Source organism: Curtobacterium sp. MCBA15_004, from assembly GCF_001865055.2.
GTDB lineage: Bacteria > Actinomycetota > Actinomycetes > Actinomycetales > Microbacteriaceae > Curtobacterium.
In genome coordinates this window covers 2,350,234-2,372,183 of record NZ_CP126266.1, presented here as the reverse complement: position 1 = coordinate 2,372,183, position 21,950 = coordinate 2,350,234, and the positions used below count along the sequence as shown (strand labels likewise).

At 73.1% G+C, this 21,950-nt stretch carries 15 protein-coding genes; 8 read left to right on the top strand and 7 right to left on the bottom strand.

From position 1 onward, the window contains the following. Nucleotides 1–20: 20 nt before the first annotated feature. On the top strand, nucleotides 21–3,071 hold the full coding sequence (locus QOL16_RS10980; protein ID WP_071284642.1) for a glycosyltransferase: 3,051 nt from the start codon (nucleotides 21–23) through the stop codon (nucleotides 3,069–3,071). Between the two features lie 282 nt (nucleotides 3,072–3,353). Next, nucleotides 3,354–6,092 (top strand): hypothetical protein, encoded by a 2,739-nt coding sequence (locus QOL16_RS10975; protein ID WP_071284640.1) that lies wholly within the window; start codon nucleotides 3,354–3,356, stop codon nucleotides 6,090–6,092. A gap of 545 nt (nucleotides 6,093–6,637) precedes the next feature. Here the strand turns inward: QOL16_RS10975 and QOL16_RS10970 are convergent. Beyond that, complete coding sequence (locus QOL16_RS10970; protein ID WP_071285280.1) at nucleotides 6,638–8,317, bottom strand: DUF2142 domain-containing protein; 1,680 nt, start codon at nucleotides 8,315–8,317, stop codon at nucleotides 6,638–6,640. A gap of 213 nt (nucleotides 8,318–8,530) precedes the next feature. On the opposite strand from QOL16_RS10970, the gene QOL16_RS10965 reads away from it, so the two are divergent. Then, on the top strand, nucleotides 8,531–9,292 hold the full coding sequence (locus QOL16_RS10965; protein ID WP_216093102.1) for a polyprenol monophosphomannose synthase: 762 nt from the start codon (nucleotides 8,531–8,533) through the stop codon (nucleotides 9,290–9,292). Further along, nucleotides 9,289–10,551 carry a lipopolysaccharide biosynthesis protein gene (locus tag QOL16_RS10960; RefSeq protein WP_175473139.1) on the top strand — a complete coding sequence of 421 codons (1,263 nt, stop codon included), beginning with the start codon at nucleotides 9,289–9,291 and terminating at the stop codon, nucleotides 10,549–10,551. Before QOL16_RS10965 ends, QOL16_RS10960 begins: the two co-directional genes overlap by 4 nt. 125 nt (nucleotides 10,552–10,676) lie before the next feature. Here the strand turns inward: QOL16_RS10960 and QOL16_RS10955 are convergent, their stop codons facing one another. The 5 genes from QOL16_RS10955 to QOL16_RS10935 form a co-directional block, all read right to left on the bottom strand. Next, complete coding sequence (locus QOL16_RS10955; RefSeq protein ID WP_071285284.1) at nucleotides 10,677–11,696, bottom strand: glycosyltransferase family 2 protein; 1,020 nt, start codon at nucleotides 11,694–11,696, stop codon at nucleotides 10,677–10,679. Then, nucleotides 11,693–12,193, bottom strand: a complete 501-nt coding sequence (locus QOL16_RS10950) for a DUF2304 domain-containing protein (RefSeq protein ID WP_071285286.1) — start codon at nucleotides 12,191–12,193, stop codon at nucleotides 11,693–11,695. Before QOL16_RS10950 ends, QOL16_RS10955 begins: the two co-directional genes overlap by 4 nt. Next, nucleotides 12,190–12,927, bottom strand: a complete 738-nt coding sequence (locus QOL16_RS10945; RefSeq protein WP_065960675.1) for a glycosyltransferase family 2 protein — start codon at nucleotides 12,925–12,927, stop codon at nucleotides 12,190–12,192. Before QOL16_RS10945 ends, QOL16_RS10950 begins: the two co-directional genes overlap by 4 nt. A 50-nt stretch (nucleotides 12,928–12,977) precedes the next feature. After that, complete coding sequence (locus QOL16_RS10940) at nucleotides 12,978–14,444, bottom strand: hypothetical protein (protein WP_305410840.1); 1,467 nt, start codon at nucleotides 14,442–14,444, stop codon at nucleotides 12,978–12,980. Between the two features lie 213 nt (nucleotides 14,445–14,657). Further along, nucleotides 14,658–15,971, bottom strand: a complete 1,314-nt coding sequence (locus QOL16_RS10935) for an O-antigen ligase family protein (protein ID WP_139197499.1) — start codon at nucleotides 15,969–15,971, stop codon at nucleotides 14,658–14,660. A gap of 120 nt (nucleotides 15,972–16,091) precedes the next feature. On the opposite strand from QOL16_RS10935, the gene QOL16_RS10930 reads away from it, so the two are divergent. Next, entirely contained in the window at nucleotides 16,092–17,495 is a 1,404-nt protein-coding gene (locus QOL16_RS10930; protein WP_071285133.1) for a hypothetical protein, read from the top strand. A gap of 145 nt (nucleotides 17,496–17,640) precedes the next feature. Here the strand turns inward: QOL16_RS10930 and QOL16_RS10925 are convergent, their stop codons facing one another. Continuing rightward, complete coding sequence (locus QOL16_RS10925) at nucleotides 17,641–19,020, bottom strand: O-antigen ligase (protein ID WP_071285134.1); 1,380 nt, start codon at nucleotides 19,018–19,020, stop codon at nucleotides 17,641–17,643. Between the two features lie 56 nt (nucleotides 19,021–19,076). On the opposite strand from QOL16_RS10925, the gene manA reads away from it, so the two are divergent. The 3 genes from manA to QOL16_RS10910 all read left to right on the top strand — a co-directional run bounded on the left by manA (nucleotide 19,077) and on the right by QOL16_RS10910 (nucleotide 21,889). After that, on the top strand, nucleotides 19,077–20,285 hold the full coding sequence (gene manA, locus QOL16_RS10920) for a mannose-6-phosphate isomerase, class I (RefSeq protein ID WP_071285135.1): 1,209 nt from the start codon (nucleotides 19,077–19,079) through the stop codon (nucleotides 20,283–20,285). Between the two features lie 84 nt (nucleotides 20,286–20,369). Next, the gene (gene galE, locus QOL16_RS10915) at nucleotides 20,370–21,332 is read left to right on the top strand and encodes a UDP-glucose 4-epimerase GalE (protein ID WP_071285150.1); all 963 of its coding nucleotides are present in this window, start codon (nucleotides 20,370–20,372) and stop codon (nucleotides 21,330–21,332) included. A gap of 227 nt (nucleotides 21,333–21,559) precedes the next feature. Beyond that, a complete protein-coding gene (locus QOL16_RS10910; protein ID WP_370692522.1) occupies nucleotides 21,560–21,889 on the top strand; it encodes a WhiB family transcriptional regulator in 330 nt (109 codons plus the stop codon). Nucleotides 21,890–21,950: the final 61 nt, after the last annotated feature.

Genomic DNA, 21,950 nt, shown 5'->3' with positions numbered 1-21,950 from the left:
CACCAGTGGGAGAAGGATCGTTGCTGCACAACTTCAGGGTCTGGGCCGTCGAGAGCGCACGGAAGTCGCTCCCGATGAACTCGCGAGGCCGCGGGATCGCGATCGCGAGCTACCACTCCTACAAGGGCGCGCGCTCCTGGGTGGCCGACACCCGGCAGCTGTTCGCCAAGGTCCCGCAGCGCTCCGCCGGGTTCGAGTCGTACCACGACTTCCTCGCGCAGCAGCGTCGCATCCCGCACGCACCGCTCGAGCGGATGTCGGAGACGCGGTTCGCCGTGGTCGTCGAGTCCACGGACCCGAAGGCCGACCAGGAGACCCGCGAGAGCGTCCAGGGTCAGCGCGGTGACGCGGACGTGCAGGTGGTCGTCGTGCCGCGCGGCACGACGTTCGAGCGCATCCTCGAGCAGACCGACGCCGACTTCTACATGTTCCTGCGCGGTGGGAGCGTGCTGCGCTCGAACGCGTTCACGGACATCGCCCGCCTGCACCGCATCGACCCGGCGCTCCGGCTCATCGTGCTCGACTCCGACCACATCGGCAAGCGCGGCCGTCGGACCTCGCCGCGGTTCCGCCCGATGTGGTCGCCCGAGATGCTCCTCGGCGCGAACTACGTCGGGCGCGCGTTCGCGGCGAGCCGGGCGACCGTCGCCCAGGTGCCGGAGGCGGACCTGTCCGACCGCGGTGTCTGGCGGTTCCTGCTCTCCGCCGACCTCGAGGAGCGCACCGTCGGCAACGTCTCGCGCGTGCTGCTCTCCGAGCGCGTCGACGAGACGGCGTGGCGCGCGCTGCCCGCCGACGCGGCGATGGTGCGCGAGGTGCTCGAGTCGCAGGGCCACACCGTCTCGACGCGACCGCAGGACGGCGTCGTCCGGGTCTCCTTCGAGCCGCAGGCGTGGCCGAAGGTGTCGATCGTCATCCCGACCCGGCACAACCGCGGGAACCTCGACCGCCTGCTGCCGAGCCTGGCCCGCACCGACTACCCCGAGTTCGACGTCACCGTCGTCGACAACGGCGGCGAGACCGAGGAGCGCGCGGCCTGGTACGCGGCCGGCGAGCACGGCATCGTGCCGAAGGTCATCTGGTGGACCGAGACGCCGTTCAACTACTCGCGCGTGAACAACGTCGGCGTGCGCTCGACCGACGGCGACGTCGTGGTGATGCTCAACGACGACACGGAGATCGTCGACCCGACGTGGCTCCGGGACATGGTCGGCATGCTCGAGCGCGACGGCGTCGCGACGGTGGGCATGCAGCACCGCCAGGGCGACGGGCTCATCCAGCACGGCGGCGTGATGGTCGGCCCGAACGGGTTCGCCGACAACCTGTTCACGGGCATGCGTCCCGGGAGCGAGACGCTGCTCGGCTCGACCCGGTGGTACCGCGACTCGCTCGCGGTCACGGGCGCGTGCGTCGCGATCAGCCGCGAGCACTTCGAGGCGGTGAACGGCCTCGACGAGCGCTTCATCCTCACCGGTAGCGACGTCGTGCTCGGCCTCGACCAGATCATCGCGGGCCGCCGCAACGTGGTCATCCCGTTCGACATGGTGCGCCACTACGAGTCGATCACCCGCGGCACCTCGGTGCCGATGGAGGACTTCTACGCCAGCTACTGGCGCTACCACCCGTGGCTCCAGAACGGCGACCCGTACTCGTCGCCGAACGTCTCCCGGCTGTCCGCGGTGCCGCGCTTCGCGAGCACCCGCGACCCGAAGCCGGTCCAGCTCGCCTTCGCGGTGCTCGGTCGGGCCTACACGAAGGTCGCGCAGAGCTCGTCGATCTCCGACGAGGCGAAGTCGCTGCTCGGCGTCGCCTCGATCACGCACGGGACCGTCGAACGCGTGCACGAACTGCACGCCCGGACGACGGGCCCGCGCGCCGTCCGGACGATCAACTGGTTCATCCCGGACGTCGACATGCCGTTCTTCGGCGGCCTGAACACCGCGTTCCGCCTGGCCGACAAGCTCACGCGCGAGCACGGCGTGCACCACCGTTTCATCGCGTACGCGCAGCCGAACGAGGCGTACATCAAGTCCGCCATCGCCGCGGCCTTCCCGTCGCTCGCCGAGTCCGAGGTGATGTTCTACGACGGGTCCGACGAGCAGATCGCCGCGGTGCCCGAGGCGGACGCCGCGATCGCGACGCTCTGGCTGACCGCGATGCACGTCGCGCGCTCGGACAGCGCACCGCGCAAGTTCTACCTCATGCAGGACTACGAGCCCGCGTTCTACCCGGCGTCGAGCATGTTCGCGATGGCCGAGGAGAGCTACCGGCTCGGCCTGTACGGCATCTGCAACACCGAGAGCATGCACCGCATCTACTCGGGGGAGTACGGCGGGAAGTCGATCCCGTTCACGCCGGCCGTCGACCGTTCGATCTACCACCCGGACGGCCGCCGCGAGAAGGGTGAGGACGAGCCCGTCACGATCTTCGCCTACGCGCGCGACCACTTCCGCAACTGCTGGGAGCTCGTCTTCCAGGCGCTCACCGAGATCAAGCGCCGGCACGGCGACGGTGTGCGCATCGTCGCGGCCGGGGCACGGTACCTGCCGCAGAGCGCCGACTTCATCGACATGGGGCTGCTCGACTACCGCGCCACCGGTCGCGTCTACCGCGAGACCGACATCGGGCTCACCATGCAGATCTCGCGCCACCCGTCGTACCTGCCGCTCGAGCTCATGGCGAGCGGTGTGCCGATGGTCGCACCGGACAGCGAGTGGTTCACCTGGCTGTTCCGTGACGACGAGAACTCGCAGCTCACCATGCGGTCGCTCGACGACATGGTGGAGAACCTCGACACGCTGATCCGGGACGCGCAGCTCCGCCGGAAGCTCTCGGCGGGCGCACTGCGCACGATCGACGAGCACCACAGCTCGTGGGACCACGCGCTCGAGCACATCTACCCGTTCCTGGTGGACCCCGAGGGCGTCCTCGCCGAGCAGGCGCCGGCCCAGGCGCCGGCCGGCACGCTCGCGGCAGCCGAGGCAGAGGCCGAGGCCGGTGCCGCAGCGCAGGCCGCACCGGCGGCGCCGGCCGCCGACGCGGCGAGCACCGCGGCCAGCAGCACGGACTGACCGGAGCGGATCGACCGGAGCGGTCGCCGACGCGAGCAGCGGGGCGGACGGGAGGCGCGCTTCCCGTCCGCCCTGCCGTGTCCGTCAGCAGGTGGTCACCCCGCCCGTCGTCGCATGCGACCACCTGCTGGTCACCCGGACCCCCCGATCGCGGGAGGCACGTGGGACTGATGTGAACTCGTGTTATCGCATAGCATCTGACTGTCCATGTCTGCTGGGTCCCGGTCAGCAGGTGATCAGGCGCCGTGTGGACACACGGCGGACGCCCGAAGGGGAAGCACCATGGCAGCGCTGCTGCGATCCATCTGGTTCCGAGGAGCCATCGCGCTCGCGCTCGTCGCGACCGTGGTCGGCGGTCTCGTGGCCGTGCAGTCGAACTCCGCCGGGGCCGCGACGTTCCAGGCCGGCAACTTCATCTCGGACGCGAACTTCTACAACGCGAACGCGATGTCGCAGGCGCAGATCCAGTCGTTCCTCGAGGCGAACGAGCCCTCCTGCGGGAACGGCAACTGTCTGCGGCTGAAGCGGACCGACACCTCGTCGCGCTCGGGCGACGCGATGTGCGGCGCCTACCAGGGCGCGGTCGGCGAGCTGACCTCGTCGATCATCTTCAAGGTGCAGCAGTCCTGCAGCATCAGCGCCAAGGCGCTGCTCGTGATCCTGCAGAAGGAGCAGTCGCTCGTCACGATGAGCGCCCCGTCCGACGCGCGCCTGGACCGGGCGATGGGCTACGCCTGCCCGGACAACACCGCGAAGCCCGGGTGGTGCGACCCGGCGTACGCGGGCCTGTACAACCAGATCTACCTCGCCGCGTGGCAGCTCAAGCGCTACGGCAACCCGGCCGGAACGAGCAACTACTTCACCTGGTACCCGATCGGTGTCCCGTCGGCGGTGCGCTTCAACCCGGACCCGGGCTGCGGCTCCAGCCAGGTGACGGTCCAGAACAGGGCGACCGCGGCGCTGTACTACTACACGCCCTACCAGCCGAACGCGAACGTGCTCGCCGGCCGTACCGACAAGGCGTGCGGCGCGTACGGCAACCTCAACTTCTTCACCTACTACTCGAACTGGTTCGGCTCGCCGACCGGTGCGTCGCAGCCCTTCGGCAACGTCGAGTCCGTGACCGCCGGCGTCGGGACGGTCAGCGTCGCCGGGTGGACGATCGACCCGGACGCACCGAAGACCCCGACCCAGGTCCACGTGTACATCGACGGCAACGCCGCCGGGGCACTCACCGCGAACCTGGCTCGAGCGGACATCGCCGCGGCGTACCCGGCGAACGGCGCTAACCACGGGTTCTCGGGCACCTTCCGCATCGCGGGCGGGCAGCACCAGGTGTGCCTGTTCTTCATCGACACGCAGGGCGGCGGGAACACCGGCGCGGGCTGCCAGACCGTGGACGTCCCGACTGGCAACCCGATCGGCAACCTGGACTCGGTCACGACGTCCGGCAGCACCGTGACGCTCCGCGGCTGGGCGATCGACCCGGACACGACGGCCTCGATCCCGGTCGACGTCTACGCAGGCGCCCAGGGCCAGCACGCGACGGCGGACCAGTCCCGTCCGGACGTGGCCGCGGCCTACCCGGCCTACGGTGCGGCGCACGGCTTCCAGACGACGATGACCCTGTCGCCGGGGACGTACGACGTCTGCGCCTTCGGCATCAACCAGGGCGCCGGGAGCGCGAACACGACGCTCGGCTGCAAGACCGTCACGATCGCGGCGGCGAGCGGCAACTCGCCGGCCGGTGTGTTCGACTCCGCGACGGCCACCGACGGCGGCATCTCGGTCAGTGGCTGGGCCTTCGACGCGGACGCCACCGGTCCGCTCACCATCCGGTTCACGGTCGGCTCGACGGTCACGACGATGACCACGAACCAGACCCGCAGCGACGTGCAGAAGGTCTACCCGAAGGCCGGCGCATCGAGCGGCTTCGCGGGCAAGGTCGCCGCGCCGGCGGGAGCGCAGACCGTGTGCGCCACGGCGGTCAACGTCGGATCGGGCAAGGACACCGACCTCGGCTGCAAGACGGTCACCGTGCCGCAGCCGGTCGTCGACCCGGGCACGCCGCCCCGCGGCAACGTCGACTCGGTCGTCGCCGCTCCGGGCGGGATCGCGGTGCGGGGTTGGGCGTTCGACACCGACACGCCGAAGACCCCGCTGACGATCACGGCGACGGTCGGCTCCACCGTGACGAAGATCACGGCGAACGGCACCCGCACGGACGTCGGCAACGCCTACCCGGCGGCCGGATCGGCACACGGGTTCGAGACGACCGTCCCGGCCCGCACCGGGGTCAACCAGATCTGCCTCTCCGCCGGCAACACCGGAACGGGCGGCGACGCCTCCCTCGGCTGCTGGACGGTGACCGTCGCCGACGCCGGCAGCAAGCCGATCGGCTGGTACGACGGGGCCACCGCGGTGTCCGGCGGTGTCCGGGTCTCCGGGTGGGCGTTCGACCCCGACACGGCGAAGCCGATCGCCGTCCGCGCCACCGTCGGTGGGACCACGACGACGATCACCGCGTCCGGCGCGCGGACCGACGTGCCGAAGGCGTACCCGGCCGCGACCGGGACCACCGGGTTCGACGCGACGATCCCGGCGGCGACCGGCACGCAGACCGTCTGCCTCACCGCTGTGAACGACGGGGCCGGCGGTGACACCGACCTCGGGTGCCGCCAGGTCACCGTCGCCGGTGACCCGGGGACCCCGCCGCGCGGTGTCGTCGACTCGGTCAGCGGCGTCGCGGGCGGCATCGCCCTCCGCGGCTGGTCGTTCGACGCGGACACCCCCGCGACGGCGATCACCGTGAACGCGCAGGTCGGCTCCACGGTCACCCCGCTGACGGCGAACGTCACCCGCACCGACGTCGGGAAGGCCTACCCGGCCGCCGGCGCGCAGCACGGGTTCGAGGCGACGGTGCCGGCGGCCTCGGGCACGCAGCAGCTCTGCGTGACCGCCGTGAACACCGGTGCGGGCGGCAACGTCTCGCTCGGCTGCTTCACGGTCACGGTGCCCTGACCACCGGGCGACCGCTCGACGCACACGGGGACGGCCCCGGTTCCGCGAGGAGCCGGGGCCGTCCCCGTGTGCGTGGCGGTGTCCGGTCGTCCGTTGCGGTGCCGGCCCGTCCGCCCGTGACGGTGTTGGTGGAGCCGCGGCCGCGGCCGCGGGGTGTGGAGTGGGTGGTCCTGGTCCTGGTCCTGGTCCTGGTCCTGGTCCTGGTCGTCGACGTCCCGCCCGTCCGGAGCCGGCGCCGTGCCGCGCTGTCGGGGCCGGTCGGACCCGGGAGGTCTGCCGCGCTCGTGGCGGGCGGTCGGAGGGTGGAGCCGGGGTGCCGGGACGTCGGCTCACGGGCGGGCCGGATCCGTGCCTCCCGTGCCGGTGGCGCGTCGGACGACGGCCGGTCCCGTGACGGGTCGGTCAGGGGTGGAGCCGGGGTGTCCGGAAGTCCGCTCGCCGGAGGGCGGGAGCCGCGCCTCCAGGCCGGAGGCACGGCCGTCGGCCGTCGGCCGGCAGGACGACCGGCGCGAGTGGCGGACCGCCGCGCGCCGGTCGTCCGAGGCTCAGCGAGCCTCGTGGCCCGGTGCGGTCCCGTCAGCGGTGACGATCCGCGTGGGAGCGGTGTCCGCGGTGGCGTCGTCCTCGGCGGACGCAGCGGTCGTGGTGGTCGTGCCCGTGCCCAGCGGGCGGTCGTCGTCGACGACCCCGTCGCCGTCGATCGGCAGCGGTGCCACGGGGGCGGCCGCGGCCCGCATCAGCAGGAACCCCCCGACGATCACCGCGAGCGTGAGCACCCCGACCCACACCGGCCAGCCGAGCGGCGGCTGCCACTGCGGCTCGGTCACCATGGCGCGCCAGCCGAGGTGCGCGCCGACGACGTAGCGCTTCAGCGCCCAGATCGAGCTGTGCACGTGCAGGACGGCGAGGGTGGCGAGCATGAGGCCGAACAGCCAGCGCACCCGGGCGTTCGAGAACGCCGTCGGGAACGCGCGGTCCAGGGTGACGCCGGCCGCGATGACCATGCAGGCCAGGAGGGCGAGCACGTAGCGGGCCTGCCAGATGTAGCCGTACTCCGTGACCGCGAACCCCTGCACGACCGGCGGGACGAGGACCATCGCGACCGCCAGGAGCGCGACACCGCGCCGGCGACGGCCGTGGCCGAACACGAGCGCCCCGATCGTGAGCGCGAGCATCAGCCCGCCCCACAGCGACACCGTGGACGGGGGAGCGGGGGTGTCGATCCAGCCGAACAGGCCGATGTAGCCGTCGGAGTTCTGGAACGTCAGCGCGAACATGTGCACGAACCCGCGCAGGTGGCTCGTCCCGGCACCGACGTAGGGGATGCCCGGACCGAGGCTGTTGCTGCCGAGGGTCCACGCGAGGCCGGCGATCGCGGCGACGGCGAGCACGGCGGCCGCGATCCACACGGCACGGTCCCGCACGAGTCGTGCCAGGAGCCGGAGGTCGAGGAGCGTGGCGACCGCCACGAGGAGGAGCCAGAGCAAGGCGATGCTGCGCGTGTTCGCGAGCAGTGCGCCGGAGACCGCGACCGCGGCGGCGTGGGACGGCGCGACCCGCGGTGCCCGTCGTTCGGCGATGCGCGTCAGCCAGCAGAAGAGCATGACGGTGGCCGAGATCTCGAGGGCGCTCGGGTTCACCGAGCCGAGGATGAACAGCACCATCGGCGTCACGGCGACGGCGAAGGCGCCGAGGGCCCACGTCCGTGCCCGGAGCCCGGCCAGCGCGACGACGCCGAGGGCCAGGAGCGCGGAGCACCAGAGCAGGCTGGTGCCGCGCATCGCGTAGAGGGCCGCCTTGCCGTCCAGCACGAGGGAGGGCAGGCCGACGACCGCGTAGTAGACGGGGTTGTACGTCCCGGCGCTCGTCGTCGCGGTCCGCTCGGCGTCCGACTCGGTGACGGGCTTCTGGCAGTTCGCCGCGATGCCCGGGTCGAAGGCGAAGCACGCGAGGTCGGTCGTCTGGGCGGCCCAGGCCGGCACCTCGACGTCGCTCGCGCCGCGCTGCACCGACGACTTCGCGCCGACGAACTCCCCGCGGACGACGGCCGCGGCGTGGATCGTGTGCGCGGGCTCGTCCGGCGCGGACTCGAGGGGGCTGGTCATCGCCCAGCTGCCGGCCATCGCCGCGATGACGAGGAACGCCATCAGGAACACCTGCCACCCGGGGCGTCGGGCGCCGGTGGCGCGGGTCCGGTCGGTCGCTCCGAGCGTGGTTCCCGTCATCGGTGTTCCTGTGTCTCCTCACCCGGCGGTCCCCGCCGTCCGCCCACCGGTCGCGGGCCACGCGGAACTCTAGCAGCGACGGGTCCTCGACCCCCGTCCCGGCGGGCGGTGCGGGCCCGGCGCATCGAGCCGACCCGCGGACGCACGGTAGGCCGCCGAGAGCCCGTCGGCTACGATCACTCGGCGTACATCGACGAAGGAGCGGACCGAACAGTGGCCGAACACCAGGACGACGCGTCCGCCCCCAGCGCCCTCGTGGTGGTCCCGACCTACGACGAGGTCGAGAACATCGAGACGGCGATCGCCACCATCCACCAGCACGCACCGCAGGCGCACGTGCTCGTGGTCGACGACGCGAGCCCGGACGGCACGGGCGACCGCGTGGCCGAGCTCGCGCGGACGGACGACCGGCTGCACCTGATGCGGCGCACCGGCAAGCTCGGCCTCGGCACCGCCTACGTGGCGGGCTTCGGCTGGGGTCTCGAGCGCGGCTACGACCTGCTCGTGGAGATGGACGCGGACGGGTCGCACCCGGCCGACCGGCTGCCGGCGCTGCTCCGTGCGGTCGCCGACGCCCCGGCCGACGACGTCCAGCTCGCGATCGGGTCGCGCTGGGTGCGCGGCGGCTCCGTCGTCGACTGGCCGAAGCGCCGTGAGCTGCTCAGCCGGACGGCGAACCTGTACGCCCGGCTCATGCTCCGCGTCGGTGTGCACGACGTCACCGCCGGGTACCGGGTGTACCGCGCGGACGTCCTCCGCCGGATGGACCTCACCGGGGTGGACTCCAAGGGCTACTGCTTCCAGGTCGACATGACCCTGCGCGTGCACGACCTGGGCGGGCGCATCGTCGAGGTGCCGATCCAGTTCCGCGACCGCGTGCTGGGCACCTCGAAGATGGACCGCTCGGTGATCGTCGAGGCGATGCTGCGCGTGACCCAGTGGGGCGTGCAGCGCTGGTTCCGCGGGCGTCGGTGAGCGTTCCCGGCGAGACCGGTCCGGCGTCGCCCGTCATCGCGACCACGGGCAACCTGGCACGGTCCGCTGCGTGGTCGACCGGTGGGATCGTCGCGCAGGGCGTGGCCCGGCTGGCGTACACCGTCCTGATCGGCCGGGCGCTCGGGTCCGCCGACCTCGGGCACGTCAGCGCCATCCTGTCCCTGTCGATCTTCGCCGCACTCGTGTGGCCCACCGCCGCGGGCAACGCCGCCAGCCGGTTCATCGCGTTCGCGGTGGCGCGGGGCCACGACGACCGCGCGGTCGTGCGGCTCCTCACCCGCACCTGGGCGGTGTCGGTCGTGGTGCTCGGCGCCGTGGCGGTCCCCGTCGCGTGGGGGTGGACGCACGACGGCGTGCTCGCCGCCACGGCCGCCTGGGCCGTCGCCGGGTACGGGGCCTACGCGTACGCCCGCACCGGCACGCTCGGACGGGGCCGCGCACGTCGGGTCGGGATCGCGGACGTCGGCACCGGCGTGCTGTCCGTCGCCGGGCTCGTGGTCGTGCTCGCCCTCGGTGCGGACGCGTTCGTCCTCGTGCCGATCTCCCTCGGGTACACGGTCTTCGCGGTGCTCTGCTGGCCGACGGGTGTCAGCGGCGCGACGGAGCTGCCCCGGACGGGCGTGCTGTCCTTCGCCGCGTGGAACGTCCTCGCGGGCCTCGCCACGAACGGTCTGCTGCAGCTCGCGATGATCAGCGCCGAGGTGTTCGCCGCGCCGGCACAGGTGGGCGTCTACGCGGCGGCCTTCACGATCGCGACCCCGGCCTCCATGGTGGGCCAGGCGGTCAGCCAGATCATCGTCCCGGCCTTCGCGCACGAGGCGGGCAACGGCTCCCTGCGCGACCGGCGCCGGCTCGGGGTGTTCCTGGCCTTCGCGGCGGGCTGCCTGGTGCTCTTCGGTGCGGTCGCGGCCCTCGCCGGGATCGTCATGCCGCTGTTCTACCCGGAGCAAGGCGTCGCCGCGGTGCCGGTGCTGCGCGGGCTGCTCGTCGGCGTGTACGTCTTCACGATCGCCCTCGTCCCCGCCGCGTTCCTGCTCGCCGCGGGGCGCTCGGGCGAGGTCGCGGTGGCGTCGCTCACCGGGCTCGTGGTCGGCGTCGTCGTGATCCTGCTCGCGGCCCCGGCGTCGCCGCTGACCGCCGGGACGACGGGCTTCGTCGTCGGGTCGGTCGTCAGCCTGGTCGCGCTCGTCGTGGTCGGCCTGCGGGCCGGACCTGCCGGAGCGGTCCGGCGGGACTGATCCGGCACCGGCGGGACGCTTCCGCGCCGGTGCACGCCGACGGTTCCCCGCCGGTGCGCAGTGACGGCCCGCCGGTGTAGCGGGGACGCGCCGGTGCCGCGGTGACGAGCCCGCGCGGCGAGGACTCAGACGAACCGGCGGACGACGCCCCAGTAGGCGCGCATCACTGCCTGCAGGACCCCGGCACCCGGGGGGAGCGGGAACACCTGCTGGTCGAGCGTCGCCGTGAGCAGGCGCGCCATGCGGCGGTCGTCGACCACGGCCGCGGCCTCGACCCGGGCACGGCGCTCGACGAGCCACTGCCGGTTGTCGCGGATCCAACGCCGGGCCTCGTGGTGCTGCGGACCCCATCCCTGCGCGCGGGCGACGAGTCCCATCGCGAGCCCGATCGCCCACGCGGGCAACGCGGTGGCTGCTCGCAGGCGCGGGCCGTAGAGCGTGGTCAGGAAGATGCGGCGGTTGCGCTCGAGCAGGAACATCTTGCGGGCGTTCCGGCTGAACTCGTAGTGGTGCAGCACGACCGCGTCGGGGACGAACACCACGCGGAGCCCGAGCTGCCAGGTGCGCCAGCTGAGGTCGACGTCCTCGTGGTAGGCGAAGTAGGTGTCCTCGAACCCGCCCAGACGCTCCCAGAGCTCGCGCCGGAGCACCAGACCCGCACCCGACGCGGACGCGATGTCCTGCTCCGTGGTGTGCGCGCTCGCGGGCTCGCCGTACGCGCCGGCCCAGCTGAGGCCGACCACGTGGACCGGGTTCCCCGCGGAGTTCATGGTGTCGGGACGGTCGGCGAGCCGGATGCTGCCGCTCGCTATGCCGACGTCGGGGCGGGCCGCCACCCGGACGAGTGCGGCGAGGGCGTCGGGCCGGACCTCGGCGTCGGAGTTCACGAGCCCGAGGTACGTCGTCGTGACGCCCTCGGCACCCAGGTTGACGCCGCCGGCGAATCCGAGGTTCTCGTCCGGCGTGCGGACGGTCAGACGGGGGTCGTCCGGCAGGGTCCGCACGGCGTCCGAGGTGCACCCGTTGTCGACGAGCACGATCGAGACGTCCACGCCCTCGGAGTCGAGCACCGAGCGGACGGCGGCGTGCAGGACGGGTTCGTCACCGTACGCCAGCATGACGACGGTGACGTCCGGCGCGGTCATGCGTCGTGGTCCGTGCCCGCGTGCCCGGTCGGTGCGTCGGCGGGCAGCGCGACGCGCTCACGGGTGACGGACGGCGACCCGGCGACGGGAGCCGCGGCGGGGCCGGCCGCGACCGGTGCGGAGGTGTCTGCGGGGACGGTTCCGGCGGCACGGCGCTCGAGCCGACCGATCCGCTCCTCGAGCAGGGCGCTCTCCTCGGCCAGCACGCGGGTCTTGTCCTCGAGCACGGTGAGCTCGGCGCTCTGCGACACCGACACCATGAAGAGCAGCACGAGGCAGACGAAGAAACCGAGGTTCGTCGGCACCGAGAAGCCGAGGGCGGCGGCGGTCCCGACGAGCAGCCCGGGGAAGACCGCGACGACGAGGGCCACCACGCCGGCCACGATCCACCAGAGCGCGTGGCGCTCGCGGAGCCGGCGACGACGGAGCAGCTCGACGACCGCCACCAGGACGAGCAGGGCGACGACGATGCCGAAGACGTAGGTGGTGACGTTCACGAGCCGGGCACCTCCACCGTGCGCAGGGAGAGTCGGGGGCGCCACAGGGCGACGACGAGGGCCATCGCGGCACGACCGAGGTAGATCATCGCCTTGAACGGCGCGTGCGAGGGCGTTCCGCCGGCCCGGACGCGCATCGCGACCGGGATCTGCTCGATCGAGCAGCCGGCGCGGGCGGCGAGCACGAGGGACTCGACCGTGTCGCCGAGGTACTCGGCGGGGTAGTGCTCGGCGAACAGCTCGAGGGCGCGGGGACCGGCGCCCCGGAAGCCGGACGTGGTGTCGGTCAGCTTCGTGCCCGCGATGCGGGACACGACCGACGCCAGGACGACCATCGCCCACCGGCGCGGCCCGCGGGTCTCGTAGTCGCCGACGCCGGCGAAGCGCGCGCCGATCACGACGTCCTTGCGCTGCAGCGCGTCGAGGATCTGTGGCACGCCGGACGGGTCGTGCTGACCGTCGGAGTCGACCTGGACGGCGTAGCGGAAGCCGTTCGCGACGGCGTACTTGAAGCCCGCGCGCATCGCGCCGCCGACGCCGAGGTTGAACGGCAGGTCGAGGACCGTCGCGCCCGCACGTCGCGCCACCGCGGCCGTGTCGTCGGCCGAACCGTCGTTGACGACGAGGACGGTGGCCCCGGGCAGCGCTGCCTGGACCTCGCGCACCACGTCGCCGACCACCGCGCTCTCGTTGAACGCGGGCATGACGATGAGCGTCTGCTGGAGCAGGGACATGCCGACGATGCTACCAACCGCGGGCGAGCCGCCGGGCGCGCCGGGGACCGTCACGCGGGGTGCACCGTGGCGTCGTCGTCGCGGTCGCCAGCGGCACGACCGGACACGCCGACGGGCACGCCGTCCGCCGCGTGGTCGGACACCCGCTCGGACGCACCGGAAGCACCGGAAGCACCGGAAGCACCGGAAGCACCGGAAGCACCGGAAGCACCGGAAGCACCGGAAGCACCGGGCGCACCGTGCCCACCGCGCGCCTCGGGTGCACCGGGCGTCCCGTCGGCCACCGGCCGCGCACCCGGCCGGTCGGTCGCGACGCTGCCGACCCGGAAGAACACCACCGCGAACGCGACGAGCAGCGCCGCGCGACCCCAGATGCCGACCGCCATCGCCTGGTTCGCCCACGTCGAGGTGCCGATGCCGACGGCGATGTAGAACGTGTTGCGGAAGAACCCGACGAACGCGCAGATGTCCGCGACCAGGTACGCGGCGATCCACCACCCGCCGATCCGCACGACGACGAAGAACGGCAGCAGCCACAGCACGTACTGCGGCGAGGCGACCTTGTTGCACACCATGTAGACGGCCAGCAGTGCGGCCGCCGACTCGATCCACGGCGTCGTGCCCCGGCGGAGCGCGAGCACGACCGTGACGACGAGCACCGCGAGGATGCCGATCGCGGTCGTCACGGTGGACAGCGTGCCCATCAGCGTCTGGAACGAGCCCTCCGGGGCCATCGACCAGGGCATCAGGCCGTAGAACCAGATCGACATCGTCGACGGGCTGATCGGGCGGCCGGCCTGGAACCGGAACACCGAGAGCCACCCGTCCAGGTTGATCAGCGCGAACGGCACGTTCGCCGCGAGGACGACCCCGATCCCGCTGCCGAGTGCCGCGACGGTGCGCTTGACGCGCGCGGCGAGGGCGACGTCGCGGTCGAGCAGCGCCGCGATCGCCAGCGGGGCGAGGAACATCAGCGGGTAGAGCTTGAACGCGCCGCCGAGGCCGAAGGCCAGCCCCGCCACGGCGTACCGGGTGGTCGTGGACCAGCGTGCGGGCGGACGGACGACGGCGACCAGACCGACGACCGTGCAGACCACCGGAAGCAGGTCCCAGTTCGAGACCGCGTAGAGCGCGAGCGGGGGCGTCGCCGCCCAGATCCAGGCGCGGCGCCCGGCGATGCGGGCGAGCAGGAGCGTCACGACGACGACGATCACGACCGCGACGGCCGCCGTGACGACGAGGAAGCCCCGCGCCGTGTCCACCGGCAGCGCGGTCAGCCAGATCCAGACGCCGGTCAGGGTCGGGTACTCGACGGTGCCGTTGCCGATGTCCGACCCGGTGACGTACGGGAACACGTGCGAGGCGAGCTGCCGGACGTCCCACAGGAACTCGACGTCCGAGAAGCAGCCGAAGCGCGACACCACGGCGTCGCGGGGCAACACCGAGGGCGCGGTGTCCGTGCACGGCAGCTTGAGCAGCAGGTTCAGCACGGTCAGGACGGCGGCCACCACGCACATGGCGAGACGTTCAGGAAGTCGGGGGTGCACCCGGACACGGTACCCGCCACCGTCGCGGTCGTGGGACGCGACGGACGGGAGGCGCGGTGCCGGACCGGTGTCGCGCCTCCCGTCCGGTGGGTGGTCGCCACCAGCGGACGGGAGGCACGGTGCCGGACCGGTGTCGCGCCTCCCGGCCGGTGGGTGGTCGCGACCACCCACCGGAGCGCGCGGTCAGGCGGGGTGGTCGGGACGCGGCAGGTGCCGCCGCCAGGAGCGGCGGCGCGCCGCGACCACCAGGACGGTCGTGAAGAGCATGAGCCCCGCCCCGTGCAGCAGGTAGCTCTCGGCGGTGCTCGTCACCCCGAGGAGCACGAGGATCGCGGCCGGCCAGACGTACGCCACCCCCGGGAAGGTCGTCGCGGTGACCCAGGCCCGGGCGAACGCGAGCAGGGCGGTGGCGAGCAGGACGAGCATGCCGGCGAGCCCGATCTGGAGCCACGCGTCGACGAACGCGTTGAGCCCGGAGGTGAAGCGTTCGCCCGTCGGCCCGATGAACGTCGAGTAGGGCACGACGGCCTCGTGCGGCCAGGTCCCGACCCAGCCCCATCCCTGGACCGGGTACTGGTCGACGAGCACGCGGATCTGCTGCCAGAGCTGGAGCCGCGTCGCGCTGCCGCCAGCCGCCCCGATCTCGGCGAGGATCCGGTGCCGGGCGATCACCCCCACGACCGCCATGCCGACCACGACCGCGCCGAGCACGGTGTTCGCCACCGGCCGGGTGCGGGGCCGGGCGTGCCGGAGCGCCCACAGGGCGAGCGCGGTCACGGCGAGGGCGATCATCGCGAGCCCGGTGATCGGCGACTGCACGAGCATGAGGGCGATCACCGCGAGCGCGGTGGACGCGACGGCACGCCACGTCGTCACGGAGCGGGTGAGGAACTCCACGACGAAGGTGACCAGCGCCACCGCGGCGACGAAGCCCATGAAGTTGCGGGTGCCGCCGATGCCCTGGATGGGACCGCCGTACGCGATGGCGCCCTGGATGTCGAACGCGGGGAAGGGCACGTCGAGGACGAGCCCGGACAGCACCTCGAGCCCGAGTGCGACGACGAGCAGGATGCGGAAGGCGTCGCCCGCGGCGCGGATCACCTGCACGAGGTCGCGGCCGAGCGCCAGGTAGAGCCCGAGCCCGACGAAGCCGACCATCGCCACGAAGCCGCGGAGCGCCACCCAGGAGTACGGGCTCCAGAGCACGCTGAGCGCGCAGTACCCGACGAGCGCCAGGAGCGAGAGCGGCAGGACGCCGTGCCACTCGATGCGGTAGCGCTGTCCGAGCAGGCTCAGGCCGGCGAGCACGACGAGCGTGACGAGCACGGCCCAGGTGCCGGCGCTCCCGACGAGGACGCGCACGGTCGGCTCCCCGAACGCGAACAGGACGATCACGGTCGCGAGGGCCTGGCTGAACCGCCCGCCCGCCGAGAACCCGATCCAGGCGGACAGGTAGCGGCGCGCGAGCGCCCGCCTGCCCACCCTGATGTTCGTCACGGTCCCATCCTCTCGCACTGCTCTGCGAGGTTCCGACGGACGCCGGGGCCGCGGACGCGGCGGGGCATCGCGGAGCGTCGATATAGCGGGATGCAATATCGCGACTATGTTCGATCGTCGATGAAGCGCACGCAGCAGACCCTGACGACCACCCTCGCCGCCGTGGTCGTGGCCGTCCTGGCGACCGCGTACGCCTGGTACCGGCTCGGACCCGTCGCCCGCGCCACCGTGTGGGCCGAGGACGGCGACGTGTTCTTCGCCGAGCACCTGCGCTACGGCTCGGTGGGGTCGCTGCTGCACCCGTACGCCGGCTACCTGCACCTGCTGCCGCGGCTCGTCGCCGACCTGGCCGTGCACCGGCCGATCGAGCAGTACGCCGTCACGGTCTCCGGGGCCAGCTGCGTGATCGCCGGGATCGTGTGCGCCGCCGTCTTCGTGCTCGCGAAGGACGTCGTGCCGGCGTGGCCGCTGCGGCTCGTGCTCGCCGTGGTGCCGGTCATCGTGCCGATCGCGCCGATCGAGGTGCTCGGGAACGCCGCGAACCTGCACTGGTTCATGCTCCTGCTCGTGCCGTGGCTCTTCACCGCCCGGGTCCGCACCTGGTGGGCGTCCGCCGCGGTCGCGGTCCTCGCCGCCGTCGCCGTGCTCACCGAACCGCAGACGCTGCTGTTCGTGCCGCTCCTGGTCGTGGCGTGGTGGCGGACGCCGCGGACGGCGGAGGACGAGGGGGCCCGGCGACGGGTCCTCACCGCGCTGCCGGTCACGGTCGTGACCGTCGTCGGGCTCGCGATGCAGGTCGTCACGGCGCTCACCACCGACCGTCCGACGGCGGCCGGGAACCCCGCCGTCGCGGACGTCGTGCAGGGCTACCTGTTCGAGCCGCTCGCGGGCACGTTCCTCAAGGAGTCGTTCCGGGTGGCCGGCGCCGTCATCGCGCACGGCCCCGTCGTCCTCCTCGTGCCGATCGTCGGGATCGCCGTCGTGCTGGTCGGGGGACTCGTCGCCGGGTCCTGGCGCGCACGCGTCCAGATCGTCGCGCTCGTGGTCGGCTCGGTCGGCACCTGGACCGCGGCCCTCGAGGCCAACAGCTCGGGCGACCGCGGGTGGAGCCAGCCGAACGGCCTGTTCGCCGCGACCATGAGCGCCCCGACGCGGTACGCGGCTCCCGCGGCCATGCTGCTCACCGCGGCCCTCGTCGTCGCCGCAGCGGTCCTGATCGGCCCGCGACCGGCCCTGCGGTCCGGCGCGCTGCGGCTGGTCGACCGCAACCGTGTGCTCCGCATCGTCGCCGCGGTCGTCGGCTGGGGTGCGATCGCGGTCGTGGTCGCGGCGGCCGTCGGCTCGGCGGCCCCGGGGCTGTCCTACCGCAGCGACGGACCCGCGTGGCGCCCGCAGCTCGAGCAGCAGACGGCGCTCTGCCGCGCCGACCCGTCCGGCGCGGCGGTCGTGCAGAACGCCCCGAAGGCCCTCGACCGGGTCTGGCAGACGAGCGTGCCGTGCGTGCTCGTCGTCGTCGACCGCTGACGGGCACCGTCCCTGGCACGACCTGACCTGGCCGGTCCTGGCCCGGCGGGGCCCGGCGAGGCCAGGACCGGCAAGGCCTGTCCTGGCCTCGGTGCTCGGTGCTCGGTGCTCGGTGCTCGGGCCCTCGCCCGTGCCGCGCTCGCGGTCAGCGCGCTCCGGCCTGACGGAAGGCGCGTGCGGCCCGCGGCGTGCGCGGCCCGTCGCCGACCGAAGCCGGCTCCTCGCCGACGAGCACGTTCCGGGTCTTGACCGCGAGCACCGCGAACAGCACCCAGTTGCCCTGGTAGAGCAGGCGGGACTCGGCGACCGACTGCACGAGCAGCGCGACCACGACGAGCAGCGGGAAGAGCGACACCGGGTCGAACGGCCGCGGGCGCAGGTCCGGACCGAAGGCGACCCGGGTGGCGCTCGACCACGACCGCAGCAGGGTGGTCAGGACGTAGGCGACGAACAGCACCAGGCCGACGACGCCGGTCTGCATCCACACGTCCAGGTAGGCGTCGTGGGCCTGCAGGTAGGTGACGCCGTTGCGGTGCGCGATGTCGGCGAGCTCGGGGATGTTCGGCCACCAGTAGCCGATCCACCCCGACCCGACCACCGGGTGCCGGGCGACCAGGCCGAGCACGGCGTCCCAGATCTCACCCCGCCCGGTCAGGTCCGAGGTCTTGCCGAGCAGGCCGGTGAGGGCGCTGCGCGCTGCGACCCCACCCGCGACGACCACCACGGCGGCGACCGCGAGCAGGAGGTACCGCGGCGTCCGGCGCTCGGTGGGGACCCGGCGCAGCCACACCGCCACCAGCGCGGCCAGCACGACGGCCACGGCCGCGACGAGCACCGTCGACGAACGGGTGAGTCCGAGCACGACGACCGCGAGCGCGAGCCAGACGAGCCCGCGGGACCGGCCGATCCGCCCCTCGGCGAGCTGCACCGCGACCGCGACGGCGGCGAGCAGGGCGACCATCGCGAGGAGGTTGGCGTTGCCCGGCAGCCCCTGGATGCGCCCGCCGGTCAGGAGCTCGGCGCGCGAGAAGTAGAAGGCGTCGGGGATCTTCCGGTCGCCGTAGTCCGTCCAGATCGGCGCGATCGGGTGCCGCACCACGACCGCCACGACCGCCTCGAACACGAGCGACAGGCCGAGCACCCAGCGCATCGCGACCGAGACCGCGTCGAGCAGGCGCCGCCAGCTCAGGGTCGAGGCGATCGCGAAGGCCACCACGACGCAGACGACCTGGGCGACCATGCTCGCGAGCGTCGCGGGGCGCCAGTGCGACCAGGCGACCGTGACGAGGCACCACGCCAGGAAGAACCAGAGCGACCGGGGCGTACGGGCGATCGGGGGCCGTGCGCGGACCACGACCGACACGCCCCAGGCCGCCTCGAGCGCCCACACGGCGGCGGCCCCGTACCAGGTGAGCACGTTCGGCACGGCGTCGCCGGCGAAGAGGGTGCCGACCACCGCGACGGCGAGGGCGAACGCCTCGCGCTCGGACACGGTCCCGCGGGCGATCGGCCAGGTGTTCGTCACGGCGACAGGCTACCGCCGCTCGTCGGGCGGTCGGGGCGTCCCGGTACGCTCGGGGCATGTTCCTCGGCATCACCAACACCCCGCGCGACTACGCCTGGGGATCGACCACCGCGATCCCCGAACTCCTCGGGCGCACGGTCACCGGAGCGCCCCAGGCCGAGCTCTGGCTCGGCGCGCACGCCGGGAGCCCGAGCGTGGTGGTGAACCCGGCGATGGTCGGCGGCGCGGACACCCTGCGCGAGTGGATCGCCGCGGAGCCCGAGGACGCCCTCGGACCGGACCGCACCGGCCTGCCCTTCCTGCTCAAGCTCCTCGCCGCCGCGGCACCGCTCTCGCTCCAGGCACACCCCACGCCGGAGCAGGCGCGCGAGGGCTACGACCGCGAGGAGGCAGCGGGCATCCCGCTCGACGACCCCGCGCGCAACTACAAGGACCCGTTCCCGAAGCCCGAGCTCGTCGTCGCCCTGAGCGAGCGGTTCGAGGCGCTCAGCGGGTTCCGGCCGGTCGCCGACACCGTCGCCGACGTCGAGGCGCTCGACGGCGGGACCGGTCGGCTCGGTCCGCTCCTGGTGCACCTGGCGCACGGGCTCGAGGACACCGTGCGCTGGCTCGAGACCGCGGACGCGTCGGCGCTCGCCGTGGTGCAGGCCGCGAGCGACCTCGCCGCGGCCCTGCCGGAGGACGCGCACACCCCGAACACCCGCACGGTCCGGGACCTCGCGGCGACCTGGCCGGGGGACCCGGGCGTCGTCGTGTCCCTGCTCATGCACCGCGTGACGCTCCCCGCGGGCGAGGCGATGTACCTGCCGGCCGGGAACGTCCACGCGTACCTCGACGGCCTCGGCATCGAGCTGATGGCCCCCTCGGACAACGTGCTCCGCGGTGGGCTCACCCCCAAGCACGTCGACGTCCCGGAACTCCTCCGGGTGCTCGACTTCACCGCGCACCCGGCGCCGCTGCTCGAACCCGAGCACCTCGCGCCGGGCGTCGACCGGTTCGCCCCGGACGGCGTGGGCTTCGCGCTCCTGCGGGTCACGGGCGAGGGCCGTCCGGTCGGGCTCGCCACGGGCGGGGTCGCCCCGCTCTCGGGCCCGTCGATCGCGGTGTGCACCGCGGGCGTGGTGACGCTCGTCGGCGCGACCTCGGCGACCCTGCTCCGCCAGGGCGAGGCGTGCTACGTCACGCCGGACGAGGGCGACGTCACGGTCGAGGCGGACGCCGGCTCGGGTCTGACCTCCACCGTCTTCATCGCGACGGGTGCGTGATCCCGCAGCCACGGGACCACGCGTGCGTGGACACGCACGCCGGTGCGGCCGGGGGAGACCAGCCTGTCCGCTAGCGTGACGAGCATGAGTTGGCTGGTCACCGGCGGTGCCGGGTACATCGGGTCCCACGTCGTCCGCGCGCTGCGCGCCGCCGGCATCGACACGGTCGCGTTCGACGACCTGTCGAGCGGCTTCCGCGCGTTCGTCCCCGAGGACGTGCCGTTCGTCGAGGGCACGATCCTCGACGGCGACCTGGTCGCCAGGACGCTCCGCGAGCACGACGTCACCGGGGTCGTGCACGTCGCGGGCTTCAAGTACGCGGGCGTCTCGGTCGAGCGCCCCCTGCACACCTACGAGCAGAACGTGACCGGCATGACGACGCTGCTCCGAGCGATGGCCGAGCAGGGCGTCACGAAGGCCGTCTTCTCGTCGAGTGCCGCGGTGTACGGCACGCCGGACGTCGAGACGGTCGTCGAGTCCACGCCGAAGGCCCCGGAGTCGCCCTACGGCGAGTCGAAGCTCATCGGCGAGTGGCTGCTGCGCGACATGGAGGTCGCCGCGGGCTTCGCCACCACCTCGCTCCGCTACTTCAACGTCGTCGGGTCGGGGGAGCCGGACCTGTACGACGCGAGCCCGCACAACCTCTTCCCGCTCGTGTTCGACGCCCTGTTCGCCGGTCGCACCCCGCGGATCAACGGCGACGACTACGCGACCCCGGACGGCACGTGCGTGCGCGACTACGTGCACGTCGCCGACCTCGCCCACTCGCACGCGGTGGCCGCACGCAAGCTCGAGGCGGGGGAGCCCCTCGAGCGTGCGTACAACCTCGGCAGTGGCGACGGCGTGAGCGTCCGGCAGATCATGGACGCGATGGCGACCGGCACCGGCATCGCGTTCGAGCCCGAGGTGGCCCCGCGGCGTCCGGGCGACCCGGCCCGCATCGTCGCGACGGGTGAGGCGGCGGCCCGCGACCTCGAGTGGTCGATGCGCCACACGCTCGACGAGATGGTCAGCAGTGCGTGGGAGGCCCGGCGCCGGATCGGCTGAGCCGCGTGCGCGACCGCGTCGACGACACCGCCGCGGACCGTCCGCCCGGGCCCGGTGTTGTCCCCCGATCGGCGGACAGATCGACCGCGACACGCCCGTACGGGGGACATGACACGCCGGATCGGTCAGCGCCTCCTATGATCCGCGACTTGACTCTCGGGAATCACACCGCTGTAATTACAGCAGCGACCACGTGTCGAACGTGGTCCGCAGCCGAGACGTCAGGGGTGATCAGGGTGAACAGCGCCGAATTCCACACCGGAGTGCCGGAGGACTGGCACGTCGACCCGGTGGCCCTCGGGGTCCCCGGGGTCCGACGAGCCGACGCCGACGAGGAGAACCCGCTCTCCTGGCAGGTCGACTCGCTCTGCGCGCAGACCGACCCGGAGGCGTTCTTCCCCGAGAAGGGCGGCTCCACGCGCGAGGCCAAGAAGATCTGCGGATCCTGCGAGGTCCGGACGCAGTGCCTCGAGTACGCGCTCGAGAACGACGAACGCTTCGGCATCTGGGGCGGACTGTCGGAGCGCGAGCGCCGCAAGCTGCGCCGTCGCGCCTAGGCGGACCACCCCACCGCCACCCGGCCGGGAGGCACGGTGCGCGCCCGCCCCGCACCGAGCG